Here is a 13,229-nt window from a genome sequence, read left to right on the forward strand (position 1 = left end):
TCTCCTTGCTCGGGGAAGCCGCGGCGGAACGCGCGGCGATGCCCGGGAGATAGGCGCGGCCGGCCGCCTTTCAAGCGCCGCCACGCGGCGGCAACGCACCGGCGGCTAGACTGTGTTCAGCCTCCGGGCACGGCCCGGTTCCCCTTCCCTGCAGGAGTACCCCGATGACCATCCAGACCGGCGACCGCATCCCCGAGGTCGTGCTCAAGCGCATCCGCAACGGCGTGGAGAACGTGGACACCCCGACCCTGTTCGACGGCCGCAAGGTCGTGCTGTTCGCGGTGCCGGGCGCGTTCACCCCGACCTGCTCGGAGAAGCACCTGCCCGGCTTCATCGAGCGCTTCGAGGATTTCCGCAGCCGCGGCATCGACGTGATCTGCATGGCGGTCAACGACCCGTTCGTGATGCAGGCCTGGGGCAAGTCGCTGGACGCGCCGGACGGGCTGCAGCTGGTGTCCGACGGCAACGCCGACCTGGCCAAGGCCCTGGGCCTGGAGATGGACGCCAGCGGCTACGGCATGGGCATCCGCGCCCGCCGCTTCGCGCTGTACGCCGAGGACGGCGTGGTGCGCCAGCTGTTCGTCGAGGCGCCGGGCGAGTTCGGGGTCTCCTCGGCCGACCACATGCTCGAGCAGCTCGGCTGACGCGCTCCGGCGGGGCAAACAGCTGCCGTTGATCCTCGCCGTTGGTCTTGGCCATTGGTCTTGGCCATTGGTCTTGGCCATTGGTCTTGGCCGTTGGTCTTGGCCGTTGGTCTTGGCCGTTGGTCTTGGCCGTTGGTCTTGGCCATTGGTCTTGGCCGTTGGTCTTGGCCGTTGGTCTTGGCCGTTGGTCTTGGCCGTTGATCTCGCCGTTGATATTGCCCTTGCCCTACCCCTGCCGGTAAAGCGAGCCGAGCATCGCAGCGGCGGCGGGGGCGAAGAGGCCCACATGTCTGAGCGAAGCGAGTTGTGGGCCGTCCCCCGCCGACGCGAGAAGCGCAGGGTACCGGCCGCGTAGCGGACGGATCGCGTCCCCGGCTGTGCTTTCTTTTTGGTTACTTTTTCTTTGCATAAGCAAAGAAAAAGTGACTCGCTCGACGCGAAGCGGCGAGTGAAAGCCTTGCTGTTGATCTCTATCCAGGGAGAGTTCGACATCAGCTTCTGAGGTCAGAAGTACAAAGCTTCCGCGCCATGCGCGGGTCACTTTTCTTTGCTTGTGCAAAGAAAAGTAACCAAAAGAAAGCACAGCCGGGGACGCGATCCGGCCGCTAACGCGGCCGGTGCCCTGCGCTTCTCGGAGGACGGGGCACGCTGCCCAAACTCGCTTCGCTCAGACAAGGGCAGCTCTTCGGCCCCGTCCTCCTGCGATGCTCGGCTCGCTTTACCGGCAGGACAGGCCAACAGCGAAGACACGGACAAAGGCAAAGGCCACACCAGCGGCCAAGGCTGAAGACGCGCGCGGCGACGTGACGGCATGCCACACAACGGAAATCCGATGATGCCTATCCCGGAAACGCCGCATCCAGCCACGCCGGCACCGGCAGGTCCTTGCCGCGCAGGAACGCCGGATTGAACAGCTTGGCCTGGTAGCGCGTGCCGGCATCGGCCAGCACGGTGACGATCGTATGACCCGGGCCCAGCTGGCGCGCGAGGCGCACCGCGCCGGCGACATTGACGCCGCTGGAGCCGCCCGCGTTGAGGCCTTCCCCGTGCATCAGCGCGTGCACCCACGGGACAGACTCGGTATCCGGAATCGACCAGGCCAGGTCGACCGGCGCACCGTCGAAGTTGGCGGTGACCCGGCTCGAGCCGATGCCCTCGCTGATCGAGCCGCCTTCGGCCTTCAGTTCGCCGGTGTTGATCCAGCTGGCCAGCGCCGAACCGGCAGGATCGGCGAGCGCGATCGCCACGGCCGGGTTGCGCGCCTTCAGCGCGCGGCCGACGCCGGCCAGCGTGCCGCCGGTGCCGGTGGCGCAGACGAAGCCGTCGACGCGGCCACCGGTCTGCTCCCAGATCTCCACCCCGGTGGTGGCTTGGTGGAAATCGCGGTTGGCGGTGTTGTCGAACTGGTTGGCGAACCAGGCGCTGCCGGGATCGTCCGCGTTCATCGCTTCGGCCAGCCGCCGCGCCTGGTGGGCGTAGTGCTCCGGGTTGGCGTACGGCACCGCCGGCACCAGCCGCACCTCGGCGCCGGTCACGCGCAGCGCCTCGATCTTCTCGCGGCTCTGGGTCTGCGGCATGGTGATGATGGTGCGGTAGCCGCGGCTGGCACCCAGCAGCGCCAGGCCGATGCCGGTATTGCCGGCGGTGCCTTCGACGATCGTGCCGCCGGGGCGCAGCAGGCCGCGCGCCTCGGCATCGAGCAGCAGGCCCAGCGCGGTGCGGTCCTTGATCGAACCGCCGGGATTGAGCGACTCGGCCTTGGCCAGGATCTCGCAGCCGGTCAGCGCCGAGGCGCCGCGCAGGCGCAGCAGCGGCGTGTGGCCGATCGCGGCGGCCAGGTCGGCGGCGATCGCCGGGCGTGGGGTCATCGCATGCGCTCGCGGGAAACGGGGCGCCAGGATAGCGGCACGCGGCATGGTCACGGGGGCACGGGGCCACGATCCCGCGGCGCACCGCTCAGGGGCCGGCGCCCGTCGCGGGGCCCGGCGCCGCGCCCTGCATGTCCAGCACCCGGAACCGCACCTGCGCCCAGGCGCCGCTGTCGGCCAGCGCGGTGAGGACGTGCTCGCCGCGCCCGGCGCCGGCGTAGTCGTGCTCGAACGTGCGCGCGCCCTCGGTCCGCGCGATCGCACGGCCGTCGAGCAGCCATTGCACCGGTGCGGCGCTGCCGAGCGCGCGCACCTGCAGGCGCAGGCCACGGGTGCTGCCGGGCGGTGGCGCCAGCGTGGCCCGGTCGGCGATGCCGTCGATGCGCAGCGCCTCGACCGCATCGCGTCCGTCGGGCACGCAGTCCGGCGCCAGCGGCGGCAGGCGCGAGGCGCGGCGCGCTTCCGCCGGCAGCCAGGGGGACAGCAGCGCCGGCCAGCGCGCGACCACGCGCGGCTCGGGTTCGTGCGCCCGCGCGCACTCGGCCGACAGGCGCAGGCCGCTGGCCGCATCGACCTGGAAGCGCTCGACCCCGGCGCTCCACAGGCGCGCATCGCGCTCGGGGAACGTCGGCGGCACCGCGCCGTCCAGCTGCCAGGCCTGCAGGCGTCGCTGGCACAACGCCGCAGGTGTCTCCTCCGCCGCGCGGCCCAGCGGCCAGCACACGTCCACCGCCTCGACCGAGGCCGGGCGCGGGTGCGCATCGGCGTCACCCGGCTGCCGCGGCAGGCTGTCCACGGTCTCCAGCAGCAGCGGCAATGCGGTCAACGCGCCGTACTGGCCGGGCAGCGGCGTGCCATCCGGGCGCCCGACCCACACGCCCACGGTATGCCGCCGGGTGCCGCCGACCGCCCACGCGTCGCGGAAGCCGTAGCTGGTGCCGGTCTTCCACGCCACCGGCGGACGCGTGCCGGTGGCGAACGCGCCGGCGGCCTGGCCGGGCCGCGGTGCCGACTGCAGGACCTCGCGCACGATCCAGGCCGCGCCCGGCGACAGCACGCGCCGCTCCACCAGCGGCTGCCCGGGCTGGTACCGCACCTGCGCGGCCACGCCATCGCGCTGGAACGCGGCGAACGCACCGACCAGGTCCTCCAGCCGCACGCCGGTGCCGCCGAGGATCAGGGCCAGGCTCGGCCGCGCGCCGCGCGGGAAGCGCAGCGGCAGCCCGGCGTGGTCCAGACGCGCGGCGAAGCGCGCCGGGCCGACCCGGTCGAGCAGGTCCACCGCCGGCACGTTGAGCGAGAGCCGCAACGCGGTGGCCGCGCCGACCGGGCCGTTGAAGGCTTCGCCGAAATTGCCCGGCCGGTAGCCGCCGAAATCCTGCGGCGCATCCACCAGCAGGCTCTCCGAGTGGACCAGGCCGTCGTCAAGGGCCATGCCGTACAGGAACGGCTTGAGCGTGGAGCCGGGCGAACGCCACGCGCGGACCATGTCGACGTGGCCGAGCCGCTCGCGGTCGCCGAACGCCACCGAGCCGACGTAGGCGCGCGCCTCCATGCTCGCGTTGTCGACCACTAGCAGGGCGGCCGAGGTGCGCGGCGGCAGCGCGGCGAAGTAGGCGGCCACGCGTTCCTCCAGCGCCCGCTGCAGGTCGGCGTCGAGCGTGGAGGCGATCGTCGGCTGCCGCGGATGCGCCTGGCGCAGGCGCTGCGCCAGCAGCGCCGCGTGCACCGGTACCCGCAGCGAACGCGCCACCACCGGTTCGATCCGGGCCTCGGCCACCTCGTCCGCCGACCAGGTGCCCAGCGCCTGCATCCGCGCCAGCACCTTGTCGCGCGCCGCCTGCGCCGCGCGCGGATGGCGGTCGGGCCGCAGCCGGCTCGGCGCCTGCGGCAGCACCGCCAGCAGCGCCGCTTCGGCATGCGACAGGCGCGAAGCCGGCTTGCCGAGGTAGGCCCAGCTGGCCGCCTCCACGCCCTCGATCGTGCCGCCGAAGGGCGCCCGCTCCAGGTACAGCTGCAGGATCTGCCGCTTGGACAGGCGCGCTTCCAGCTGCACCGCGCGCGCCATCTGCCGCAGCTTGCCGCCGGCGCTGCGCGTGTCGTGGCCGTCGAGGATGCGCGCGACCTGCATGGTCAGGGTCGAGCCGCCGGAGACGATGCCGCCGCTGCGCAGCCACTGCCAGCCCGCGCGCACCAGCGCCAGCGGGTTGACCCCCGGATGGCGGTGGAACCAGCGGTCCTCGTAGCCCAGCAGCGCCTGCACGTAGAGCGGGGACACCGTGTCGGCCGAGGCCGGATAGCGCCACACGCCGCCCGGGTCGGCGAAGGCGCGCAGCGGCGTGCCGTCGGCGGCGGTCACCACGCCCGCGACCCCCTCGCCCGCCTGGGGCAGCGGCGGCGGGAACGCCAGGTCGAGCACGAGCACGGCCAGCAGCCCGGCCACGGTGCCCCATCGCAGCCAGGGCCACGTGCGGGCCAGCGCCCGTCGCGCGGGTCCGGACCTTGTCGTCCCTTCCGGCACCACTGCCCTCGTTCGGTGACTGCGACCGGTCCATTTGAAGCGATTGCGCGCCCGAGCAAAAGCACCGCATCGCGGGACGTTGGACTAGCGATCGCCTGGGTCGGCCGTGCGCCTGGATATCAGGAGCAGGAGCATCGGCTTCGGTGGGGGCCGCCGGGCCATGGGGCTATGGCTTACCGCTCGGGCGGACGTCCTGTGCTCACTCGCGGCCGTGGCACTTCCATGTGCCACTTGCGCCATAGCCCCATGGCCCGGCGTCCTCGGGCAGCGGCAAGGTCGTGGCTTCGATCATGCAGAAGCAGGCGGACTCCGGTCGCGACCATCCGCGTTCTGCGTCGTGCAGGACACGGAACGAAGCCGCGACCTCAAGCCTCCAGAAGACGTGGCAGGCCGGGGGCATCACGGCAGCGGACAGGGAGGTCCGCGTCGGCGCGTCGGCACAGGGATGTGCCGTCGCGCCGACCGCGATACCCCCGGCCTGCTGCGGCTCCGCCCGGAGGAGACCACCCCGATGGCTTGTGCGGTCGCGGTTGCGGTCCAGCACCGCACATGCGTGCAAAAAGGAAACGGGGCCTTGCGGCCCCGTCTCCAGACACGATGTCGCACCGCGCCTCAGCGCAGGCCGGTCTCGCTGCGGGCGATGACCAGACGCTGGATCTCGGAGGTGCCCTCGTAGATCTCGGTGATCTTGGCGTCGCGGAAATAGCGCTCCAGCGGCATCTCCTTGGAGTAGCCCATGCCGCCGTGGATCTGCACGGCCTGGTGGGTGATCCACATCGCCGCTTCGGACGCGGTCAGCTTGGCGATCGCCGCCTCGGCCGAGAACGACTTGCCCTGGCCCTTCAGCCAGGCCGCGCGCAGCGTCAGCAGCAGCGAGGCGTCCAGCTTGCACTTCATGTCCGCGATCTTGGCCTGGGTCATCTGGAAGGTGCCGATCGCCGCGCCGAACGCCTTGCGCTCCTTCACGTACTCCAGGGTCTTCTCGTAGGCGGCCCGGGCAATGCCGATCGCCTGCGAAGCGATGCCGATGCGACCCGAGTCCAGCACGCCCATCGCGATCTTGAAGCCCTCGCCTTCGGCGCCGAGCACGTCCGCCGGCTGGGCGAGGTAGTCGGCGAACTCGATCTCGCAGGTGGCCGAGGCGCGGATGCCGAGCTTGGGCTCGGTCTTGCCGCGATGGAAGCCGAAGCGCGCGGTGTCGACCAGGAAGGCGGTGATGCCGCGTGCACCCTTCTCGGGATCGGTCATCGCGAACAGCACGATGTACTTCGCGACCGGGCCGGAGGTGATCCAACTCTTCTTGCCGTTGATCACGAAGCTGCCGTCGGCCTGCTTCACCGCGCGGCAGCGCATGGCCGTGGCGTCCGAACCGGACTGCGGCTCGGTCAGGGCGAAGGCGCCGATCTCGCGGCCTTCGGCGATCGCGCGCACGTAGGTCTGCTTCTGCTCCTCGGTGCCGTGCTTGAGGATGCCGGCGCAGAACAGCGAGTTGTTGACCGACATGATCGTCGAATGCGCGGCGTCGCCGGCGGCGATCTCGATCATCGCCAGCGCGTAGCTGACCGGGTCCATGCCCGCGCCGCCGTACTGGTCGGGGACCTCGATACCCATCAGGCCGTTCTCGCCGAGCACCCTGATGTTGTCCAGCGGGAACTCGCCCGAGCGGTCGTAATGCTCGGCGCTGGGCGCGATCACGTCCTGGGCGATGCGGCGTGCCACGTCCTGCAGCATCAGTTGCTCTTCGGTGAAGCTGAAATCCACGGTCGACCCCTCCGGTCACGTTCAAGTCGGCGATTGTATCAAGTGCAACCGCTTCGCCATTCGCAGGCGTATGCAGCTTGACCGGTCCCGTCCGCGGCCGCCACAATATCTCTATATCGCGATGGGAAGATATTTATGGATCTGGAGGACTGGTCGACCCGGCTGAAGGTGTTCGCCGACGCCACCCGGGTGCGGCTGCTGGCCCTGCTAGAACTGGAGGAGTTGACCGTGGCCGAGCTGTCCTCGGTCACCCGCCTGGCCCAGCCGCGCGTGTCCACCCACCTGGCCAAGCTCAAGGAGGCCGGGCTGGTGCGCGACCGCCGCGCCGGCGTGTCGGCCTATTACCGGTTCGACGAAGGCGCGCTCGATCCGGCCCAGCGCGCATTGTGGCAGGCGCTGAGCACCGGCAGCGACGATCCGCTGCTGCGCCAGGACGCCGAGCGCCTGCCGTCGGTGCTGGCCGCCCGCGCCGCCGACCAGAACTGGGCCGACAGCGTGGCCGGCGACATGGAGCGCCACTACTCCCCCGGCCGCACCTGGGAGGCGCTGGCGCGCAGCGCGCTGCCGCTGCTGGAGACCGGCGACGTGCTCGACATCGCGTCCGGCGACGGCGTGCTGGCCGAACTGCTGGCGCCGCATTCGCATCGCTACGTCTGCATCGACACCAGCGCGCGGGTGGTCGCCGCGGCCAGCGAGCGCCTGCGCCGGCTGGAAAATGTCGAAGTCCGCGAGGGCGACATGCACGCGCTGCCGTTCCGCGACGGCAGCTTCGACCTGGTGGTGCTGATGCATGCGCTCACCTATTCGGCCAAGCCGGCGCAGGCCGTGGCCGAAGGCGCGCGGGTGCTGCGCAAGGGCGGGCGCCTGCTGCTGAGCAGCCTGGCCCGGCACGAACACAAGGCGGCGGTGGAGACCTACGGCCACGTCAACCTCGGCTTCCCGGCCAAGGAACTGCGCCGCTTCGCCGAGAAGGCCGGGCTGCAGGTCACCAGCCTGGAAACGGTGACCCGCGAGCGCCGCCCGCCGCACTTCGAGGTGATCTCGCTGATCGCCCACAAGCCCTGAGCCGACGATGACCCATTCCCTGCCCTGGCTGCACCCCGACCGCGTTGCCCTGCTCGAGCAGGCGCTGCGCGAACGCATCCTGGTGATCGACGGCGCGATGGGCACCATGATCCAGCGCCACGAGCTGCAGGAGGCCGACTACCGTGGCGATCGCTTCGCCGACGGCTACGACCACGCGCACCATCCCGACCACGACGGCCACGGCCCGCACTGCGGCCACGACCTGAAGGGCAACAACGACCTGCTGCTGCTGACGAAGCCGGAGGTCATCGCCGGCATCCACCGCGCCTACCTCGAGGCGGGCGCGGACCTGGTCGAGACCAACACCTTCAACGCGACCTCGGTCAGCCAGGCCGACTACCACCTCGAACACCTCGTCTACGAGCTCAACCGGGCCGGCGCCCGGGTCGCCCGCGAGGAATGCGACGCGGTGGAGGCCGAGGACCTCAGGAACGGCCGGCCCGGCCAGCCGCGCTTCGTGATCGGCGTGCTCGGCCCGACCAGCCGCACCGCCTCGATCAGCCCGGACGTCAACGACCCGGGCTTCCGCAACACCAGCTTCGACGAACTGCGCGCGACCTACCGCGAGGCGATCGACGGCCTGATCGACGGCGGCAGCGACACGCTGATGGTCGAGACCATCTTCGACACCCTCAACGCCAAGGCCGCGCTGTACGCGATCGAGGAGGTGTTCGACGCCCGCGGCGGGCGGCTGCCGGTGATGATCTCCGGCACGATCACCGACGCCTCCGGCCGCACCCTTTCCGGGCAGACCGCCGAGGCCTTCCACGCATCGCTCGCCCATGCGCGGCCGCTGTCGATCGGCCTGAACTGCGCGCTCGGCGCCAGCGACCTGCGCCCGCACGTGGAAGCGCTGTCGGACGTGTCGCCCTACTACGTCAGCGCCCACCCCAACGCCGGCCTGCCCAATGCCTTCGGCGGCTACGACGAGACCCCGGAGGACATGGCCACGGTGCTGCGCGAGTTCGCCGCCTCCGGCCTGCTCAACCTGGTCGGCGGCTGCTGCGGCACCTCGCCCGACCACATCCGCGCGATCGCCGAGGCGGTGCGCGGCCTGCCGCCGCGCCAGCCGCGCACCCTGCTGGAAGACGCCGCGTGAGCGCCCCCCTGCCCCGCCACACCCGCCTGTCCGGCCTCGAGCCGCTGGTCATCACCCCGGAACTGCTGTTCGTCAACGTCGGCGAACGCACCAACGTCACCGGCAGCGCGCAGTTCCGCAAGCTGATCAAGGAGGAACGCTACGCCGAGGCGGTGGACGTGGCGCGCCAGCAGGTCGACAGCGGCGCGCAGATCCTCGACGTCAACATGGACGAGGGCCTGATCGATTCCGAGAAGGCGATGGTCCGCTTCCTCAACCTGATCGCCTCCGAGCCGGACATCGCCAGGATCCCGGTGATGGTCGACTCCTCCAAGTGGGAGGTGATCGAGGCCGGGCTGAAGTGCCTGCAGGGCAAGGGCGTGGTCAACTCGATCTCGCTCAAGGAAGGCGAGGACGCCTTCGTCGAACACGCACGCAAGGTGCTGCGCTACGGTGCCGCCGCGGTGGTGATGGCGTTCGACGAGACCGGCCAGGCCGATACCTGCGCGCGCAAGGTCGAGATCTGCACCCGCGCCTACCGGATCCTGGTCGACCAGGTCGGCTTCCCGCCCGAAGACATCATCTTCGACCCGAACATCTTCGCCATCGCCACCGGCATCGAGGAGCACGACAACTACGCGGTCGACTTCATCGAGGCCACGCGGATCATCCGGCAGACCCTGCCGCACTGCCACGTGTCGGGCGGCGTGTCGAACGTGTCGTTCTCGTTCCGCGGCAACGAACCGGTGCGCGCGGCGATCCACTCGGTGTTCCTGTACCACGCGATCAGGGCCGGCATGGACATGGGCATCGTCAACGCCGGCGCGCTGCCGGTGTACGACGACCTGGATCCCGAGCTGCGCGAGCGGGTCGAGGACGTGGTCCTCAACCGCCGGGCCGACGGCACCGAACGGCTGCTGGAGATCGCCGAGCAGTACAAGGGGAAAAAGGGCGAGAAGAAGACCGAGGACCTGGCCTGGCGGCAGAAGCCGGTCCGCGAGCGCCTGGCCCATGCGCTGGTGCACGGCATCGACGCCTTCGTCGAGGAGGACACCGAGCAGGCGCGCCAGCAGGCCAGCCGGCCGCTGGACGTGATCGAAGGCCCGCTGATGGACGGCATGAACGTGGTCGGCGACCTGTTCGGCGCCGGCAAGATGTTCCTGCCGCAGGTGGTCAAGTCGGCGCGGGTGATGAAGAAGGCGGTGGCCTACCTGTTGCCCTACATCGAGGCCGAGAAGGCCCGCACCGGCGACGCCGGCAAGTCCAACGGCAGGATCGTGATGGCCACGGTCAAGGGCGACGTGCACGACATCGGCAAGAACATCGTCGGCGTGGTCCTGGCCTGCAACAACTTCGAGGTCGTCGACCTGGGCGTGATGGTGCCGGCGCAGAAGATCCTGGACACCGCGCGCGAGGTCAACGCCGACCTGGTCGGCCTGTCCGGGCTGATCACGCCCTCGCTGGAGGAGATGAGCCACGTCGCCCGCGAGATGCAGCGCCAGGGGTTCCAGACCCCGCTGATGATCGGCGGGGCGACCACCTCGCGCGCGCACACCGCGCTGAAGATCGATCCGCACTACAAGGCGCCGACGGTGTGGGTGAAGGACGCCTCGCGCGCGGTCGGCGTGGCCCAGTCGCTGATCAGCCCGGAACTGCGCGGGAGGTTCGTGGCCGCCAACGACGCCGACTATGCCGACATCCGCACCCGCCACCGCAACCGCGGCGACGCCAAGCGCCTGGTGTCGCTGGAGAAGGCGCGCGGGCAGCGGTTCGACGGCGGCTGGGACGCCTATGTGCCGCCCGCACCGGCCCGCCCGGGCGTGCACGCATTCGAGGACTGGCCGCTGCAGGACCTGCTGCCGGTGCTCGACTGGACCCCGTTCTTCCAGGCTTGGGAGCTGGCCGGCAAGTTCCCGGCGATCCTGACCGACGAGGTCGTCGGCACGCAGGCCAGCGAGCTGTACCGCGACGCACAGGCGATGCTGGAGAAGATCGTCGCCGGGAAGTGGCTGACCGCGCGCGCCGTCTACGGCATCTGGCCGGCGAACAGCCGCGGCGACGACGTCGTGCTGCAGCACGAAAGCGGCGAAGCCACCCTGCACTTCCTGCGCCAGCAGGTCGACAAGCCGGTCGAGCGCCCGGACTTCTGCCTGGCCGATTTCATCGCCCCGCAGGGCAGCGGCGTGCAGGACTGGATCGGCGCGTTCGCGGTCACCGCCGGCATCGGCATCGAGCCGCACGTGGCGCGCTTCGAGGCCGACCACGACGACTACAACGCGATCCTGCTCAAGGCCCTGGCCGACCGCCTGGCCGAGGCGCTGGCCGAACGGCTGCACCAGCGCGTGCGCACCGAGTTCTGGGGCTACGACGCGGCCGAGGCGCTGGACAACGAGGCGCTGATCGCCGAGCAGTACCGCGGCATCCGCCCCGCGCCGGGCTATCCGGCCTGCCCGGAGCACAGCGAGAAGGCGACCCTGTTCCGGCTGCTCGATGCCGGCGCCAATGCCGGGATGTCGCTGACCGAGAGCTTCGCGATGCTGCCGACCGCGGCGGTGTCGGGCTACTACTTCAGCCATCCGAAGAGCCAGTACTTCGTGGTCGGACGGCTGGGCAAGGACCAGGTCGCCGATTACGCCCGGCGCAAGGGCGTGGAGCTGGCCCAGGCCGAGCGCTGGCTGGCGTCGAACCTGGACTACGACCCCGAGTAGCCCCTGCGCAAGGCCGACGCGATGCACCGGCCCGCCCCCCCCGACGGTGGCGCTCCCGGCAGCGGCGGCCGGGTGCGGCCACCGTACGGGCCCGGTGGCCGGCTCCCCTACAATAGGCGCCTTCCCTTTCCCGGAGCCTGCGCATGCAGCCCGACACTGTCCGCGCCATCGTCACCGGTGGCGTTTCCGGCCTCGGCTTCGCCGTGGCCCAGCGCCTGGTCGCCGACGGCGGCAAGGTCGCCCTGCTCGACGTCAACGACGACAAGGGCGCCGAGGCCGTCGCCGCGCTCGGCGCCGGCAATGCCCGCTATTTCCGCACCGACGTCACCGACGAGGCCGGCGTGGCCGCCACGCTCGATGCCGCGCGCGACTTCCTGGGCGGCCTCAATGCCGCGGTCAACTGCGCCGGCATCCTCGGCTCGGGCCGCGTGCTCGGCAAGGACGGCCCGATGCCGCTGGACGGCTTCGCCCGCACGGTCATGGTCAACCTGGTCGGCAGCTTCAACGTGGCCAAGGCCGCGGCCGCGCTGATCCAGCACAACGCACCGGGCGAGGACGGCGAGCGCGGCGTCATCGTCAACACCGCCTCGGTCGCGGCCTACGAAGGCCAGATCGGCCAGGCCGCGTATTCGGCGTCCAAGGGCGGCGTGGTCGGCATGACCCTGCCGATGGCGCGCGAGCTGTCGCGCTTCGGGATCCGGGTGATGACCGTGGCCCCGGGCGTGTTCTGGACGCCGATGGTCGATGGCATGCCGCCGTCGGTGCAGGAGTCGCTGGCCGCGACCATCCCGTTCCCCTCGCGGCTGGGCCGGCCGGAAGAGTTCGCCGACACCGTCGCCTTCATCCTGCGCACCCGCTACCTCAACGGCGAGACCATCCGCCTGGACGGGGCCACGCGGCTGGCGCCGAAGTAAACCCGTTTTCCACCCCATCCACCCGCAGCACGCGGGCACCGCACTCCAACGAAGAACCGCCATGAGAGCCAGCGAAATCAAGAAGGGCAACGTCGTCGAATACAACAACGGCGTCTACCAGGTCCGCGACATCGAGCGCAGCTCGCCGCAGGGCCGCGGCGGCAACGTCCGCTTCCGCTTCATCATGTACAGCGTGCCCGGCGGCGCCAAGCTGGACGCCAGCTTCGACGCCGACGACAACCTGGTCGAAGTGGAACTGCTGCGCCGCCAGGCCACGTTCTCGTACAAGGACGGCGAGGCGTTCGTGTTCATGGACGACGAGGACTACACCCCGTACACGCTGGACCCGGACGCGATCGGCGACGCGGCCGGCTACATCACCGACGGCCTGACCGGCATCTACGTGCAGGTGATCGACGAGCAGCCGGTGGCGATCCAGCTGCCGCAGCACGTGACCCTGGAAGTGGTCGAAACCCCGCCGGAACTGAAGGGCGGCACCGCGACCAAGCGGCCGAAGCCGGCCACGCTCAACACCGGCCTCGAGATCATGGTCCCGGAGTACATCACCACCGGCGAGCGGATCCTGGTCAACACCACGACCGGCGAATTCGGCGGCCGCGCCGACTGACGCGCGCCACCGGGAGCGAAG

Annotated in this window: 9 protein-coding genes; 6 read left to right on the forward strand and 3 right to left on the reverse strand. The window is 70.7% G+C overall.

Annotated features, from left to right (window positions below; all coding sequences use genetic code 11):
• Nucleotides 1-164 precede the first annotated feature (164 nt).
• Entirely contained in the window at nt 165-644 is a 480-nt protein-coding gene (locus tag ACA089_RS05760; RefSeq protein ID WP_372014368.1) for a peroxiredoxin, read from the forward strand.
• Nucleotides 645-1,483: 839 nt separating this feature from the next.
• On the opposite strand, the gene ACA089_RS05765 is transcribed toward ACA089_RS05760, so the two are convergent.
• The 3 genes from ACA089_RS05765 to ACA089_RS05775 all read right to left on the reverse strand — a co-directional run bounded on the left by ACA089_RS05765 (nt 1,484) and on the right by ACA089_RS05775 (nt 6,794).
• A complete protein-coding gene (locus ACA089_RS05765) occupies nt 1,484-2,512 on the reverse strand; it encodes a cysteine synthase A (RefSeq protein ID WP_372014370.1) in 1,029 nt (342 codons plus the stop codon).
• Between the two features lie 88 nt (nt 2,513-2,600).
• A complete protein-coding gene (pbpC, locus tag ACA089_RS05770; RefSeq protein ID WP_372014373.1) occupies nt 2,601-5,036 on the reverse strand; it encodes a penicillin-binding protein 1C in 2,436 nt (811 codons plus the stop codon).
• 609 nt (nt 5,037-5,645) lie between these two features.
• Entirely contained in the window at nt 5,646-6,794 is a 1,149-nt protein-coding gene (locus ACA089_RS05775) for an acyl-CoA dehydrogenase family protein (protein ID WP_372014376.1), read from the reverse strand.
• Between the two features lie 135 nt (nt 6,795-6,929).
• Here ACA089_RS05775 and ACA089_RS05780 point away from each other — a divergent pair, with 135 nt between their 5' ends.
• The 5 genes from ACA089_RS05780 to yeiP all read left to right on the forward strand — a co-directional run bounded on the left by ACA089_RS05780 (nt 6,930) and on the right by yeiP (nt 13,208).
• Nucleotides 6,930-7,859: an ArsR/SmtB family transcription factor gene (locus tag ACA089_RS05780; RefSeq protein ID WP_372014378.1), complete on the forward strand. Its 930-nt coding sequence runs from the start codon at nt 6,930-6,932 to the stop codon at nt 7,857-7,859.
• Between the two features lie 7 nt (nt 7,860-7,866).
• Nucleotides 7,867-8,979, forward strand: a complete 1,113-nt coding sequence (locus ACA089_RS05785; protein ID WP_372014381.1) for a homocysteine S-methyltransferase family protein — start codon at nt 7,867-7,869, stop codon at nt 8,977-8,979.
• On the forward strand, nt 8,976-11,666 hold the full coding sequence (metH, locus tag ACA089_RS05790) for a methionine synthase (protein WP_459077390.1): 2,691 nt from the start codon (nt 8,976-8,978) through the stop codon (nt 11,664-11,666). The genes ACA089_RS05785 and metH overlap by 4 nt, the downstream gene beginning before the upstream one ends.
• A gap of 143 nt (nt 11,667-11,809) precedes the next feature.
• Entirely contained in the window at nt 11,810-12,580 is a 771-nt protein-coding gene (locus tag ACA089_RS05795) for an SDR family oxidoreductase (protein ID WP_372014384.1), read from the forward strand.
• A 61-nt stretch (nt 12,581-12,641) separates the two neighbouring features.
• Complete coding sequence (gene yeiP, locus ACA089_RS05800) at nt 12,642-13,208, forward strand: elongation factor P-like protein YeiP (RefSeq protein WP_372014387.1); 567 nt, start codon at nt 12,642-12,644, stop codon at nt 13,206-13,208.
• The last annotated feature ends 21 nt before the right edge of the window (nt 13,209-13,229 follow it).

Origin of the sequence: Pseudoxanthomonas fibrivorans (assembly GCF_041464125.1) — a bacterium.
In the GTDB taxonomy this organism is placed as follows: Bacteria; Pseudomonadota; Gammaproteobacteria; order Xanthomonadales; family Xanthomonadaceae; genus Pseudoxanthomonas.